This window comes from Vibrio sp. NH-7, assembly GCF_053643215.1.
On sequence record NZ_CM132187.1, the window covers coordinates 1925010 to 1940810 of the forward strand.

Consider the following 15801-nt stretch of genomic DNA (forward strand, 5'->3'; position numbering starts at 1 on the left):
CACCACTATGTCTGATAGCACTCTTTTCCATCTGGCTAACGCAACCGGAGCCGGAGATAAAAAACACGTCGGTAATCTACAAGGCGCTAGCCTAGCGCTCGCGATAGCAGAGCTTGCCGAGCAGCATAATAGCCATACTTTATTGGCGGTACCTGACCCTCAAACCGCGCTCAAGTTGCTCCAAGAAATCGAGCAGTTTACCGACCAAGGCGTCGCTCTTTTCCCAGATTGGGAGACCTTGCCGTACGACAACTTTTCACCGCATCAAGAAATCATTTCCGATCGCATCGCACGTTTGTACCAACTGCCAACACTGAGCAGCGGTATCACCATCGTGCCCGTAAGCACGCTGCTGCAAAGACAGTCTCCACGTGACTATTTGATGCAACATACCTTGATGGTGAAAGTCGGTGATTTGTTCTCACTTGAGAAGCTGCGCATGCAGTTAGAGAAATCTGGCTATCGAAACGTTGATCAGGTCTTCGGCCCAGGTGAATACGCAAGTCGAGGATCTATTCTTGATCTCTTCCCTATGGGTTCCAATGACCCATTTCGAATTGACTTCTTCGATGATGAAATTGATACGATTCGTACCTTTGATCCTGAAAACCAACGCTCCATCGATGATGTCCAAGAGATTAGACTGCTTCCCGCTCATGAGTTTCCAACCACAGAAAGCGCGATTGAAGATTTTAGAATCCGTTGGCGTCAACGCTTTGAAGCAAGACGCGAACCTGAATCCGTCTATATGCAAGTTTCAAAAGGAACATGGCCAGCCGGTATCGAATATTGGCAGCCGCTCTTTTTTGAACAAACAGAGACGCTCTTTGACTACATTGCGGATGACAGTCAGATCATTACCGTTGGGGATATTGAGTCTGCGATTGAAACCTTCCTCGCCGATGTTGATTACCGCTATGATCAGAGAAAAGTAGACCCGCTTCGTCCTCTCTTGCCTCCAGACGAGTTGTGGTTAAAGAAAGACGAGCTTTTTAGCCATATTAAGCAGCTTCCGCACCTCTTGCTCTCCAGCGATGCAATCGTTGAGAAACAGGGTCGAGTCAACCCAAGCGTTCAACCCTTGCCTGATTTAGCCGTCCAGCACCAAAACAAGGAACCGATGGCTGCGCTGCGCCAGTTCAGTGAAAACTACACGGGTAAGATTGTCTTTTCTGTGGAATCAGAGGGGCGCCGAGAAGCGTTACTTGAACTGCTGCAACGCATAAAACTTCGCCCTGTCGAGTACCCTAACTTTAAAAGTGCTCTTGTCGGAAAAGATAAGTTTTCGCTGGTACTAGGTGCCGCTGAACATGGTTTCCTCTATGGAGACAGCCAAGTTGCGCTGATTTGTGAGAGTGATTTGCTCGGCGATCGTGTAATACAACGTCGCCGCAAAGACCGTAAGACCACCAACAGTGACGCTGTCATTCGTAACTTAGCTGAGCTCAAGCCAGGTCAACCTGTCGTTCACATTGATCACGGTATTGGCCGCTACATTGGTCTGCAAACTCTCGAAGCAGGCGGCATGACCACCGAGTACGTGACGCTTGAATACCAAAACGACGCGAAACTGTATGTTCCTGTCGCCTCGCTCAACCTGATTAGCCGCTATTCTGGTGGCGCCGAAGAGAGCGCGCCACTTCATAAACTGGGTGGTGAAGCCTGGGCTAAAGCAAGGCGTAAAGCCGCAGAAAAAGTCAGAGATGTAGCGGCTGAACTTTTAGATGTGTACGCCAAACGCGAACTCAAGCCCGGCTACAAATTTGAGCTTGATCGCGGTCAGTACGCGACCTTCAAAGCAGGATTCCCCTTTGAAGAGACCGACGACCAGAAGATGGCCATTAACGCCGTTATGTCGGACATGTGTCAGGCCAAAGCCATGGACCGATTGGTATGTGGGGATGTAGGGTTTGGCAAAACGGAAGTCGCGATGCGTGCTGCGTTTCTCGCTACCGACAACGGCAAACAAGTCGCAGTACTTGTTCCAACAACACTGCTCGCTCAGCAACACTTTGAGAACTTCCGTGATCGCTTCGCCAACCTTCCAATCCGTGTTGAAGTTCTCTCGCGCTTTAAAACCGCGAAAGAGCAAAAGCAAGTCCTCCAAGACATTGAGGAAGGAAAAGTTGACTTGGTGGTCGGTACTCACAAGCTCTTGTCCAATGACATCAAGTTCAAAGATCTCGGCCTGCTGATCGTTGATGAGGAGCACCGCTTTGGGGTACGTCAGAAAGAAAAAATGAAAGCCATGCGTGCTGATGTCGACATTCTGACCCTAACGGCGACACCGATTCCGAGAACACTCAACATGGCAATGAGTGGAATGCGCGATCTATCTATAATCGCAACGCCACCAGCCCGACGCCTGGCGATCAAAACCTTTGTTCGGCAAAGTGATGATGCCGTTGTTCGCGAAGCGGTCTTACGTGAAATTATGCGCGGTGGCCAAGTTTACTTCCTACACAATCAGGTAGAAACCATCGAGAAAGTGGCCGCAGACTTGGAGAAGTTGATTCCCGAAGCGCGAGTGACGGTCGCCCATGGTCAAATGCGAGAGCGCGAACTCGAACGCATCATGAATGATTTTTACCACCAACGTTTTAACTTGTTGGTATGTACCACAATCATTGAGACGGGTATCGATGTGCCCACGGCCAATACCATCATCATGGATCGCGCTGACAACTTAGGTCTTGCACAACTTCATCAGCTACGTGGTCGTGTGGGTCGTTCACATCATCAAGCCTACGCATACTTGCTTACCCCACATCCTAAAGCGATGACAAAAGATGCAATTAAGCGTCTTGACGCTATTGCCTCACTGGAAGATCTTGGCGCAGGCTTTACATTGGCAACTCACGACTTAGAAATTCGTGGGGCTGGTGAGTTATTAGGTGATGAGCAAAGCGGGCAAATTCAGTCTATCGGCTTTACCCTCTACATGGAGATGCTTGAGCAAGCGGTCGAAGCACTCAAAGAAGGCAAAGAGCCATCACTCGATGATCTCTTGAGAGAACAGACAGAAGTTGAAATGCGCTTACCCGCCCTGCTTCCTGATGACTACATACCAGACATCAATACTCGCCTATCGATGTACAAACAAATCGCGAGTGTTGAAAGTAAACAAGAGCTCGATGACCTCAAGGTTGAGTTAATTGATCGCTTCGGTTTGCTTCCCGATGCCGCCAAAAACTTACTCTCTGTTGCTGATCTGAAGCTTATCGCTGCTGATCTCAAAGTGAAGAAGATTGAAGCGCATGACAAAGGCGGTTATATCGAGTTCTATCCGGACGCTGACATTAACCCAATGTATCTGGTTAAACTATTGCAGTCCCAGCCACAAAAATTTGCCATGGAAGGACCCACTAAGTTTAAGTTTACGGTACCATTGGTCGATAGACGCAAAAGAATCCAATTTATTGGCGATATGTTGGGTGAGTTCCAACAGAACCTTTTACCAAAAGCCTAACGATAAGGCTGATTAATTTTCCACGGTGATTGCACCGAATTATGGAGTTGTAATGAAAAAGCTGATTCCACTGTTACTCTTCTTTGTTGCTCTGCCTTCTTGGGCGCAGCGACAATTTGACATCGAAGTGGTTGTTTTTAAACGTTCTGTGAATCCAGAGCAAACGGCAGAATCTTGGCCTAATAGCCAACCTGCCATTTCGTTAGACGGAACAGGCACGTTTGCTGACTCAAGTTACCGAGCGCGTAAAGGCGTGCAAATGCTGCCTTACTCGTCGTATAAACTGAATAACGAAGTAACGAAGCTTAAAAAGCATGCGGGCTTTGAAGTGTTGCTACACAAGGCTTGGCGTCAAGGTGACAGAGGCCGACTGTCAGCGCCGACCTTCCATATTCAAGCGGGTAAAGACTATTCCAATATTTTCGATGCCGAAGGCAACAGAATTGGTTCGAAACAAGCAAAAGAAGTCATAGATGGCGTAACGGAAACGAGCATTCCAAAACCGCTTTACGAGCTTGATGGCAAACTTCAAATTTACGTTGAACATTATTTGTATGCCGATGTTGAGCTAGACTTAAAGTCGCCAAGCGTACGTGAAGTTGTGCTGCAAGACCCGATTGATATTGAGCCAAGTACCACAGAAGTGACGCTTCAAGGCGAGCAAGCAACAACCAATAGCACTGTTGAAGCGGGCTTTATGGAGCAGGTTTCGCCGACGATCGAGAAACAGGAGTTCCTAAAGAGCTATCGTTTCGACCAAAAACGACGTATGCGTAGTACCGAGACCCATTACCTCGATCACCCACTGATGGGCGTGATCATTCAGGTTCGCAGAGTTAATCAATAGCCTAAAGTGTCTCTAAGTACCGAACAAAAAAACAGCCCGCTTGGGCTGTTTTGCTATCATTGAGAAGTGAAATGACGCCAGATTACTGCATTATTACGCCGCGTCTCGAGTTAAAACTCATTCCTCAGGAAGATGCTGACGCACTGCGACGCTGCGTGACTGAATCCCCAAGTTTGCACCAGTGGATAGACTGGTGTGAAGCCAGCTTTTCTGCTGAGCAAACAGAAAAATTCCTGCTCGCAACGCGCCTAAACTGGGTAAAGTCCGAAGCATACGGGTTTGGTGTCTACCGCCGAAGCGATCAATGCTTGATGGGCATGGTCGCAATCAATGAGCTGTACCATACCTTCAACATGGTGAGTTTGGGCTATTGGCTAGGAGACCGCTTTCAACATAATGGGTACGCTCAGGAAGCGCTTGAAGGGCTCATCACATTTTGCTTTGAGCAGCTGAAAGTGACGCGAGTTGAAATCGTCTGTGACCCTGACAATGTACCGAGCCAGCGACTTGCTCTACGCTGTGGCGCCACATTTGAAGCCAGAGCACGGAATCGCTATCTCTATTCAGGCAAGCCTCGAGATGGATTGGTGTATTCCATCACTCCATAAAAAAAGAGCGCTGGTTAAGCGCTCTTGTAGGAAAAATACTGAATTAATGAAGCTTCAAGTTCGGTCGAAGAACTCGGTTGATACGCCCCATTAGGATGATAAGACCAGTCTTAAACATGCCATGCAGCGCCATTTGGTGTAAACGATATAGCGAGATATACACGACACGCGCGATACGACCTTCTACCATCATTGAACCTTTGGTTAGGTTCCCCATCAGGCTACCTACAGTAGAGAATCGGCTCAGTGAAACCAGCGAACCTTTATCTTTATAGATGTAGGCTTTGAGATCGCGACCATTCAGTTTAGCGACGATGTTTGAAAACGCACAACTTGCCATCTGGTGCGCAGCTTGAGCGCGTGGAGGCACAAATGAACCATCCGCTTGCGTGCACTGAGCCAAGTCACCGATGACAAAAATATCGTCATCGCGAGTGGTTTGTAGAGTCTCTTTCACCACTAACTGGTTAATGCGGTTTGTCTCAAGACCTGCGATGTCCTTGATGAAATCTGGCGCTTTAATACCAGCAGCCCAAACCATGATCTGCGCTGGGATTTTTTCACCATCTTTAGTTGTTAAGCCGTCTTTATCAGCTTGCGTCACCATAGTTGCAGTGCGGACATTAACGCCCAGTTTCGTTAGCTCTTGGTGAGCTGCACTGGAAATACGCGGTGGCAAAGCTGGAAGAATACGCTCACCCGCTTCAACTAAGTTGACGTTTAGCTTGCTTGAATCGAGATCGCCAAAGCCGTAAGTACGAAGCTCTTTGACCGCATTGTGCAGTTCAGCAGACAGCTCAACACCAGTCGCACCCGCACCGACGATTGCGATATCGACAGTGCCGTTACCATTTTTCGCGTGCAATTTAAGGAACTCATTGTTCATTTCAGTGCGGAAACGATGCGCTTGTTCTGGACTATCAAGGAAAATACAGTTGTCACGAACACCTGGCGTGTTGAAGTCGTTGGACGTAGAACCAATCGCCATAACAAGAATGTCGTATTCAAGCTCACGACTTGGCATCAACAATTCGCCATTGTCGTCTTTCAACTCGTGAAGCTTAATCACTTTACGGTCGCGATCGATATCTTCCAAACTGCCCATCTGGAAGTCAAAGTGGTGGTTTTTAGCATGCGCGCGATAGCTGAGGGCATCAACCCCTTCATCAAGCGAACCAGTTGCAACTTCGTGCAATAAAGGTTTCCAAAGGTGACTTGCTTTACGATCCACTAAGGTGACTTTAGCGCGCCCTTTGCGGCCCAATGTGCGACCCAGCTTGGTTGCAAGCTCTAAACCGCCTGCACCGCCGCCTACAACGATAATTCGTGTCACAGCTACATTCCTCTAAAAAGTTAAATAATATGTATCAGCATGATGACTCATACTGATTAAATTCTGTTCTTTTTGGGCCAATCGCTGAGTTGTCTCAGTCTTACATTTTGCGGGCCCGTAGAGGCTTCGTTTTTATACGACACGCTAATTGGATAAAGGAGTCGAATGACTCAACACGGCTGGCTAACATGCGCCGCAAATATTGGGTAAGTTTCGGACTTACTCTCAATTTTTTTTGATATTTATCAAATAATTTGTAATTCAGACATTATAAGGGCCAAAATTCGCTTCGCAACTAAAGATTGCGTTTATGCCACCTGAATTTGTAAGGAATAGAATCAATTGAACAAGAAAAAGCGGCAAGGTTTCCCTCACCGCTCTATTGAAACGACTTAGCTTTATCTATCAGTTTGCTTCTTTAAACGCTTTCATGGTTTGTAGATGCTGAGAGATTTTTTTAAACTTATGCGTCTGAGTCTCATCCCAGATGATGTCGTAGTAGTCTTCTAACTCTGATGCCGTTTTTGAGTTGTCGTGGACTTCATCCTCTTTAGAGAGCACCACCAAACAACGTGCCTTGTTCTTCATTCGAAACTTCTCAACACACTTGGTTGCGATGTCTTCGTACTCTTCTGGGCGATCGATACGCCCTTGCATATTGATTTCAGGATGCAGGTTCGGGTTGAAAATCACTTGTTTAATCCCGCACAAAAAACCGACCCTTTCTGACCAATAACCGCCAAGGCCTACACCACAGATAATGGGGTTTGGATCCTCAGACTGCTCGATCACTTTGTGAACTTCTTTTAATAGATGTTGCATATCATGCTTTGGGTGCAACGTGCTGTAGTTAATAAAGCGCACGTCGTCATCAATAAATTGCAACTGCAATACTTTTTCATGATTGCCTGGGCTTGTTGAGTCAAAGCCGTGTAAATAAATAATCATAGAACTCCCCCGCTCCTTGTCGATTCAATCTACCATGAAAACTAGGGTTTAAAAGAACGTAAACATAGATTAGTCAACGCGGACCACCAAACAGTGATCTTAGCTGCAAAATGAGTCGAGTATTTTTTCAGCTTGGGTTAAATATTGTTCATCACCCCACAACTGGTAAGCCAGCAAATACCAAAGCATGGCAATCATCGTCGCTCTCGGTTTCCAAGCCATCACCCCTTCAACCCAATCGTCCACGCCCTCGATCTGGCGTAGCTGACAATATCGATAAACGGTTTCCAAAGGCTTCTCGTCCATGACATCAATACTAAGGGTTAGATCAAGCCTTGGGTCCGCGATTGCCGCATACTCCCAGTCGATCACCTTGTGGCCATCTTGAGTGTGAACCATATTGTAGCCAGCAAGATCAAAGTGACACAGAGTAGTACCGATATCAGCCAAACTCGGAGCGTTTCGCCATTGTTGGTAAACTTGCTGATACGATGCCAGTTTTAAGTCATCACGAAGCAACATCCAGTAATGGTCGACTCGAGCGGTAAAATTAAACGGAGCAACAGGAATTCGGTTTGTATCCAAACTATGGATTTTAACCATGGTCTTAAGCAATGAATCAATGCTGAGCTGGTCAGTAAGAGATTCACCTTCAATCCAGTCAACCAACAGTCCTTGGTCATTAATGTGAATCGCTTTTGGCGCTATGTGAGCGTCTTGGATCGCATTAAGGATTTGGTACTCTTGGAAGCGGGAGATAGAAAACGCTTTGGTGATAGGCGTGTTGGGGCGCCAGACATACGCCTCGTTGCGAGAAATAACGATCTTCCAACAGCGGTTTGTTAGACCTCCGGTCAGCGTCTGCGCGTATTCCGGAGGTAATTCAAAGAAGTGATCTAGACTCAGCAGTGACGAATCTAACTGACACGCTTCATGCCACGACATCCTTGCCATAAATCACCTCATTGTTTATTAGAACCCGATAAGGCTCTTTGATTCTTGTTTGCGAATTTCAGTCTCGTCTGCCCATTCGATCAGGCCAGTTTCAAGATCCATCAAACGCATCGTCATCTTGTAGTAAACGTCTTTGTCACTACCAGCATTTTTCGCGATGCTAGATAGGTTTCCGTACAACATGTACTGAGCACCCACCATTTTACCAAACTGAATTGCTGTGCTTTGGTTTACAAGCTCATCATTGTTTTGGAAATTAAGTTGATCACGAACTGACTCAACACGGTCCATATCGACAAAACGGAACTTACCTGAGTTCAACATCTTAGTGCTGATGCTGTCTGTGATTGATTCGGTATCAATATGCTCGCTGGTTTTATTTTTGATACGCTCAACGAATACGATTGGGCGTGCGTCACGGGTAATCGCTGCCACAGAACCCGACATCATCATACTATCGACCATTTCACCAGCAATTTTTTGCAAGTCCGTCGAACCAAAATCAATGGTTGTGGTTTCAACAGCTTGTGCATCACCGTAAGTAACTTTGTTTGAACAGCCGCCTAAGATGACAGCTAAGCCAAGCAGTGCGATAACACTTTTTTTCATTCTTGGTTCCTTAAATTTCCTTGAAATTTATTGTTTATAACTATGACTAATAGCGTCGGCTATTAGTTCGATTTAGTTGTTATTTTCACGAATCTGCACTCGGAACTGAGTACCGTTCGGGTTGAGTGAAACTTCTGATATAGCGATTGATTCGGTGCCTCGTACAATCGCCTGTCGCCAAGGACCCAGTTTAGTGTTGACCTCTAAACCTTGATCGTCATACCAATAGAAACGATATTGGATTGCTTGGTCACCTTGATATTGACTTACCAATCGAACAACGCCTCGTGCACGGCCATCAACTTGTGTGGTGGCAATGTCTTCAATTTTGAGTCGACCTGCCAATACGTTGTCACCAAACAGGACGGTCTGAGAAGCCCCATCGATACGCAAACCAGCGGTATTACTCGCACATCCAACCATTGCAAGTGCAGCTATTGCTGCGATTAACCATTTTTTCATCGGATATTTCCTAACTGTTTATGCCAAATTGTAGCATTGCCACTTTGGCGAGAGACCCAAACCAAAGCCGTACGACCGGCACCTACCTCGAAATCATACGACTTCCCATCAACCACTAGCTTCTGAGCACCTGGTGTCACCACTGCGCTGCTGGTTTTAATTTCCCCAGGAAGTGTTTGCCAGCTGCGTGTGTCTGCTTGCTCGGTTAGCGTATTCCAAACATTGAGCAGTAAGTTCGCAGCGTTGTCTTCTTTTCTCGCAGCCTCACGGCGAAGCTGATCTTTCGCCCATACTCGAAGTGCCTGACGGATCACAATCGCTGGCATGCGCTCAGACAAGTCATGTTGTGCCATCAGGTTAACATCGGTCAGTAAATCACTTTTGAGCACATTTTGATTTAGCTGCATTGGGCTGTAGCTTTGTCTTGTCACACTCGGATAGTGAGGTAAAGCCACACTGTACCAAACCCCATTGCCGCGGCTATCAAACAAAGGCAAAGACTGGCGCCATTCGCGCATCGCTTCAACAACGCCCTGCTCTTCTATCACAATCACGCGTGCGCTCTTTTGATCTAACAGCTTCGCCTTACCGTAGCGCTTCTCTAGCTTAGACAAATCAGATCGCATCCCCAAACGCTTCGCGACGCGTTTCGTACCGTCAATTACCTGTGCGTTATCAGGCATTACTGCAAGAGCACGACGATAGTCTACATACGCGCTGTTTAGGTCATTGTCAGCTTCATACAGTAATGCTGACAAATAGAACAGATAACCGTTTTGAACCGCTTGAAGCGTCTCGCCTGCATCTGGGTAGTTGGATAAAACGCTGCCCAAATTAGGAGTAAGACCTTGTGATTTTAGATCTTTTTGTGCCGATTCGAGTTCTTTCGCACGTTCTCTTCTGGCTTGTTCTTGAACCTGATTGGCTCTGCGCATTTCCACCAGCGCACCTTCCAACTGATTCTCTTTTAAATAGTTGAGGCCCAAATACAAATGAAGAAAGCCCAATTCATAATCAGCGGGTTGATAGGAGGTCAAGTTGTCGTTGGCAGCCAGCGCACTCACACTCGTTGCCGTATCTGAAACAGATATGGTGGCACTATCTTGCTGAATACGCACCGCCGAGTCACTTTTCTCAAGTGCTGACTTACTTTGTGGATATTGCTCGTTGAGTAGATAAACCCGACCTTTTTCAAAGTTATCCAATATCTCACCCGCGATGTAGTCTGGGAGCACCTCTTCGGCTTGTTGATATTGTCCAGCTTTGACAGCTTGGTAGACCTGCTGATTTTGCGCGCTGTAATGGCTAAAAAGATTTCCAGCGGAAAGATTGGCGCAAGCAGAAAGAGTGATTGAGCAAGCTACAACGAATGCGAGTTGAACGTATTGACGCACCTCGTACTCCAGTCATTTATTGATAATACTTGATGGCAATGAGACGGTGAGCAAACGAAAAAGTTCCGCTGCTGCACCATCACAGAAAGTAGTGAACGCTTAGCTCATTAACATCGGGCCAAGAGGGCGACCGCCTACAAGGTGCATGTGGATATGATACACCTCCTGACCACCATGAGAGTTACAGTTAACAATCAAACGATAGCCATCTTCCGCTATACCTTCTTGTTTAGCGAGATTTCGTGCAACCACGAACATTCTGCCCATTAAGGCTTCATCTTCATCGGCCACATCATTAACGGTAGGGATCAGTTTATTAGGGATGATCAAAATGTGACTTGGAGCACGAGGGTTGATATCACGGAAAGCAGTCACGAGGTCGTCTTGATAAACAACATCTGCAGGGATTTCCTTGCGGATGATCTTACTAAAAATGGTTTCTTCTGCCATGAAGCACTCCATCACATGCATTTGAGAATAATTGTATTTGTCGAGTATGCGCCATGCCACTATAAATCACAATAAAAAACATTGTTCATTAAAAATAAATCACTCGTTCTTCTTCGGCAACGAGTTAATTTTGTATTGTGCGTCATAAAATGCGCGTCTCAGTATCAATAAAATAACACTCTTTTTGTTAGATTTTTAAGACAACTATAAATTAGGGAGAGGTCCATGAAAGGCTCTGTCATTAGACGTATGTATGCGGGCTTTGCATTGATCATTATTACTTTCGTCATTACGACTGTGATGACGATGCGAGGAATGCAACAGATTCATACCAACTTCGAGAGTGTATCCAACACTTCACTTCCACTTGTTTCTCAAGCCAACAACACCAGCGTGTCATTGCTTTCTGCGGACAAACTTTTCAAGGACTTTTTAACTACGCAAAGCTTCGAGCGCATGGCAGAAATCTCATCGCAATTTGATGAGGCGAAAACCAACTACAACAACACGCTTCTCGCGCTTGAACAAGCCAGTCAAACAAAGCCTGAGCTTGAAGAACGCATTGTGCAACTTAAAGAAATGGAAACTCGTTACTTCAACGAAGCTGAAGAAGCGATGACAAATTACCGTTCTATGTTCGAAGCGCAAGCGCAAGTCCAGAAATCAACCCGTCAATTTCAACGTCTACATTCTGAGCTGAGTGTCGGTATGAAGGAGTACGTTGACGAGCAAAGCAGTATTTCGGTTAAAGTGATGGCGAAAAGCTACTTCATTAAGCTCAAAGATGCAGAGGTGATTACCTCAGACGCTCTCGCCAGTAGCGACACTGAGTTGGTTGCCAAAGCCGTAGCCAAGAACAAAAAAGCGGTAACTCACCTAAACTACGCTTATCGTGGATTGACCACTCAAATGCCAGAAATCAAAAAGGTATTTGATGAGTCGGTGCAGCAGTTCACGATGGATGTCGGTAAGAAAGGTGGCGTACTGGATCAACACGCTTCTTACTTGGTGGCGAAAGATGCACTCTATGACAACATTGCGAATTTGACCCAAGAAGTCGATGCAACCATGGCTGTGTTGAACTCTTTCAGCCAAGCGGCTCAAGATGGCTTACATGCCTCGCTACTTGAAGCGGGCGAGGTCTATGAGCAAGGTGTGATTCGTTCTATCTCCATTGGCGCGATTGTGATTATTCTCGCGATTGGCGTTGGCTACCATATCGCTCATAGCGTACGTGAACCACTTACCCGCATTTTAAAAACGCTTGAGCACCTCACCAATGGTGACATGACGCAAAGAATCGAGATTCGTTACAACAACGAGTTCAGCCGTGTCAGTGGTCACATCAACACATTAGCAGACAGTTTGCACAACATTCTGGTGAAACTGAATGACGCTTCAGACAATTTGACGGAGACGGCGAACACTAACCAGTTAACGTCCTCGCAAGCACAAAGCCAACTGAGCCAGCAGCGTGAGCAAACCGCCACTGTCGCAACTGCCATGACAGAAATGTCCCACTCGGTTCAAGAAGTCGCTCAAAGCGCTCAAAGTTCGCAACAGATGGTAGAGAAAGTTGAGCAAGCTTCTGAGTCTGGCCGTCAGATTATGAGCAACAACATTACCACCATTAACCAACTGGAAACGCGCTTAACCAAATCTGTAGACGCGGTGAAAGAGCTACAAAGCATGAGTAGTCAGATTGGTTCAATTCTTGATGTGATCCGAAACATTGCTGAACAAACAAACCTCTTGGCTTTGAACGCCGCGATTGAAGCCGCTCGTGCAGGAGAGCAAGGTCGTGGCTTTGCGGTAGTTGCGGACGAAGTTCGCGTGCTTGCCCAACGAACAACGGAGTCAACGTCAGAAATTGAAAACATGATCAGCAATCTGCAATCAAGCTCCAGCTCGGCAAACAATGTTATCCAAAGCTGTATGGACGACATGGAGCAATCTGTCGAACAAGCATCCAACGCAAACAGTGCAATGGAAGAGATTCAAGCGTTGATTCTTGAGATCAGTCAAATGAGCGGTCAAATCTCTCAAGCGGCCGCCGAGCAAAGCGAAACCTCAACGGACATTGCTCGTAACATTGAAGAGATTAACCTCATAGCGGAGCAGAGCTATCAAGCTATGGCACAAATCGCGCGCACTAGTACAGACTTAACGGAACTGGCAAGTCAGCAAGGCGATTTGGTTCATCAATTCAAGCTGTAACTTCAACTATCTACCTCTTTGGGCGACTAATTTTGTTAGTCGCCCTTGTTTTTTATACCCAGTGTCATCATATGGTTAATAGGCTTGCTTCTTCTCTCTACTCCTTTTCGCAAGCCACACATGAGGAATATATATGGCAGTTCATGTTGGCATTATCGACCAAGACCCAATTCGATTGGTCACTCCTTTGCTCGACAATCGCACCATCAGCAACCACATTGTTTTTATTGGTGTAAAAGCTCAGGAAGACATGTATTTACGTTTGCACAACGTACTCGCGAAACGAGACATCACCTCTGAATTTTTTGAAATTCCTAATGTTGCCAACCCTTCACAGATAAAAAAAGCCATCACGGTTCTTGCCGAAGACCTCAAAGCTCGTTCCCAAGAAGTGAAGCTCAATGCAAGCTGTGGGTTGCGTCACAGACTGTTATCGGTTTACGAAATATTCCGCACCTATCACTGGCCAATTTTCGTCGTGGAACCAAACAGTGATCGCCTTTGTTGGCTTTACCCAGACGGCAAAGAAGACACACAAGTTCAGGACCGCATCACGATTGATGACTACTTAACCATTTTTGGTGCGCGAGGCGAGTTCAGTGAACATCAACTTCCTCCTCAGTTAGACCAAAAACTGTATGAACTGGGTGAACGATGGGCAAGCAATGCACTTGAGTTAGGGCCAGGTCTCGCGACGCTTAACTACCTCGCAACCACCTGCCGGAAAGAACAACAGTTGGATGTGGCGCTTTCTGAGAAGCAGCAAGGATACCGAGAGCTCAACATGCTGCTGACCGATCTGGTCGAAGCAGACATTGCCACGTATGAAAACGGTGTACTCACTTTTGCCAACGAAGACGCACGTCGTTTCTCTAACGGTGAGTGGCTAGAAACTTTAGTCCACAGTACTGTGCGTCAAATACAACAAGACATGCCAACCATTCAAGACCATTCGCTAAACGTACAGGTTTACCGTCAGTTAGGTGAACGTGAAGTTCGCAATGAGCTCGACATAGCATCGGTTGTGAATAATAAGCTGCATATCATTGAGTGCAAAACCAAAGGTATGCGTGACGATGGCGATGATACTTTGTACAAGCTTGAATCGCTACGTGACTTGCTCGGCGGCCTGCAAGCTCGAGCTATGCTGGTGAGTTTCCGCCCACTTCGTCACAACGACATCACGCGCGCGGAAGACTTAGGCCTTGCCTTGATTGGTCCAGATGAGCTGAAAGACCTGAAAGCGCATTTAACTCAGTGGTTCCGTGAAGCAGGCGGCAACGAAGAAGAGTGTGCGGATTGCTAACGCTTTCCATAAAAAAACGCCCGTAAAGGGCGTTTTTTGTTTGTTCTTCTTTTGGCTTAGCTGTCATCTTCAGTGAAGTTAGTCGGCAGAGTAAGCTTCATCTGATTCCAGATTTGAGCACTTTCCAAACCATAGTTTCTAACGACGACAAGAATTCGATCGCGATCACCAGACTCACACACATCCAGAAGGTCACGATAAAAGTTGAGCGCTAAACTTCTCGCTTGCGGGCTAGAAAAGTAGTAGCTGCCCACTCGATCATACAGCTTCTTCAAGCCATTAAAAATCAGACCGTATATCTGGTTGCCAGAATGGAATGCAAGACGTTGGAACAGCATGTAATCGTAAAAATTGAACGTTTTTGCAATCAGTGTTGCTTGACGCTTCGCTTCATCTTTTTCACCATCATCTTTAATGTGCTGTTGAATCTTTTCAGCGTAAGGCGATGACTGCATAAATGCATCCCAAGAATCCGCTGCAAGCAGAGACTCACAAGATTCTATAACGGTAGTGATTGTTTTTTCAGCATTTTCCTTGTTCGCTTTAAACGCGTAACGCATGAAAATAGGGCTGATATTTGTACGTGCTGCAAGCAAATCTTCAACGATCGATGTTGCATTGTCAGCATCTAATGTCATTAGCGTATCTAAGATGTGTAAACCAGACGTTTCCATAAACTGATTTACGCGAGTTGGCTTACCGTGTTGAATTGTTAACCAACCATCGCGTGCGAGTCGCTGGAGCACTTCACGAAGCGTTGTACGAGTAACGCCAATCAATTCAGAGAGTTCACGTTCCGCAGGTAAAATGGAACCAGGAGGGAAACGCCCTTTCCAAATACTCTCAATAATGTATTTCTCTGCGAATCCTGCTGGGCTTTTAGCCTTTATGACCATCTATGTGTTATCCAGTTGTATTCTTATGGGTCTAATGGGAACTCATCATACCACTAGTTTTTGCATATCGGAAACCGAGTACAAGTAAACTGCACTCAAAACACACATAGAGCATTAACTCTAATTTATCTGAGGGTATTTTGAATATTCTCAAAACGCGCAATCGATATAATTTCCAAGTTTAATAAAATTGTAACATTGCGGAGAACCCGTCATTACTGCCTTCAGAAATAGAAACTTAGTTTGTAAAATTGCAAAAATAACCCTTCATTTTCATTCAATATAATCACATATTTTGTCTTATTCTC

At 46.0% G+C, this 15801-nt stretch carries 13 protein-coding genes; 5 read left to right on the forward strand and 8 right to left on the reverse strand.

The features are described from left to right. Positions 1–7 precede the first annotated feature (7 nt). The 3 genes from mfd (at position 8) to ACUALS_RS08855 (ending at position 4924) form a co-directional block, all read left to right on the forward strand. Positions 8–3469, forward strand: a complete 3462-nt coding sequence (gene mfd, locus ACUALS_RS08845) for a transcription-repair coupling factor (RefSeq protein ID WP_454448203.1) — start codon at positions 8–10, stop codon at positions 3467–3469. A gap of 52 nt (positions 3470–3521) precedes the next feature. Continuing rightward, the gene (locus ACUALS_RS08850) at positions 3522–4316 is read left to right on the forward strand and encodes a peptidoglycan binding protein CsiV (protein WP_454448204.1); all 795 of its coding nucleotides are present in this window, start codon (positions 3522–3524) and stop codon (positions 4314–4316) included. 71 nt (positions 4317–4387) lie between these two features. Further along, on the forward strand, positions 4388–4924 hold the full coding sequence (locus ACUALS_RS08855) for a GNAT family N-acetyltransferase (protein WP_038134197.1): 537 nt from the start codon (positions 4388–4390) through the stop codon (positions 4922–4924). Between the two features lie 43 nt (positions 4925–4967). Here the strand turns inward: ACUALS_RS08855 and ACUALS_RS08860 are convergent, their stop codons facing one another. The 7 genes from ACUALS_RS08860 to hinT all read right to left on the reverse strand — a co-directional run bounded on the left by ACUALS_RS08860 (position 4968) and on the right by hinT (position 11074). Beyond that, positions 4968–6257: an NAD(P)/FAD-dependent oxidoreductase gene (locus ACUALS_RS08860; RefSeq protein ID WP_005475002.1), complete on the reverse strand. Its 1290-nt coding sequence runs from the start codon at positions 6255–6257 to the stop codon at positions 4968–4970. Positions 6258–6662: 405 nt separating this feature from the next. Next, positions 6663–7205: an alpha/beta hydrolase YcfP gene (gene ycfP, locus ACUALS_RS08865; RefSeq protein ID WP_038134196.1), complete on the reverse strand. Its 543-nt coding sequence runs from the start codon at positions 7203–7205 to the stop codon at positions 6663–6665. Between the two features lie 99 nt (positions 7206–7304). Further along, entirely contained in the window at positions 7305–8159 is an 855-nt protein-coding gene (locus ACUALS_RS08870; RefSeq protein WP_454448205.1) for a phosphotransferase, read from the reverse strand. A gap of 18 nt (positions 8160–8177) precedes the next feature. Beyond that, positions 8178–8768: a penicillin-binding protein activator LpoB gene (gene lpoB / locus ACUALS_RS08875; RefSeq protein WP_005474953.1), complete on the reverse strand. Its 591-nt coding sequence runs from the start codon at positions 8766–8768 to the stop codon at positions 8178–8180. Positions 8769–8840: 72 nt separating this feature from the next. After that, positions 8841–9230 carry a YcfL family protein gene (locus ACUALS_RS08880; protein ID WP_039627949.1) on the reverse strand — a complete coding sequence of 130 codons (390 nt, stop codon included), beginning with the start codon at positions 9228–9230 and terminating at the stop codon, positions 8841–8843. Continuing rightward, the gene (locus ACUALS_RS08885; protein WP_454448206.1) at positions 9227–10624 is read right to left on the reverse strand and encodes a COG3014 family protein; all 1398 of its coding nucleotides are present in this window, start codon (positions 10622–10624) and stop codon (positions 9227–9229) included. Before ACUALS_RS08885 ends, ACUALS_RS08880 begins: the two co-directional genes overlap by 4 nt. 99 nt (positions 10625–10723) lie before the next feature. Further along, positions 10724–11074 (reverse strand): purine nucleoside phosphoramidase, encoded by a 351-nt coding sequence (gene hinT / locus ACUALS_RS08890; RefSeq protein ID WP_005474935.1) that lies wholly within the window; start codon positions 11072–11074, stop codon positions 10724–10726. Between the two features lie 225 nt (positions 11075–11299). Between hinT and ACUALS_RS08895 the strand changes: the two genes are divergently transcribed. Both ACUALS_RS08895 and ACUALS_RS08900 read left to right on the forward strand, forming a co-directional pair. Beyond that, complete coding sequence (locus ACUALS_RS08895) at positions 11300–13291, forward strand: methyl-accepting chemotaxis protein (RefSeq protein ID WP_454448207.1); 1992 nt, start codon at positions 11300–11302, stop codon at positions 13289–13291. Between the two features lie 133 nt (positions 13292–13424). After that, on the forward strand, positions 13425–14597 hold the full coding sequence (locus tag ACUALS_RS08900; protein WP_039479749.1) for a DUF1887 family protein: 1173 nt from the start codon (positions 13425–13427) through the stop codon (positions 14595–14597). Between the two features lie 56 nt (positions 14598–14653). Here the strand turns inward: ACUALS_RS08900 and fadR are convergent, their stop codons facing one another. Further along, positions 14654–15493 carry a fatty acid metabolism transcriptional regulator FadR gene (gene fadR / locus ACUALS_RS08905; protein ID WP_038134184.1) on the reverse strand — a complete coding sequence of 280 codons (840 nt, stop codon included), beginning with the start codon at positions 15491–15493 and terminating at the stop codon, positions 14654–14656. Positions 15494–15801: the final 308 nt, after the last annotated feature.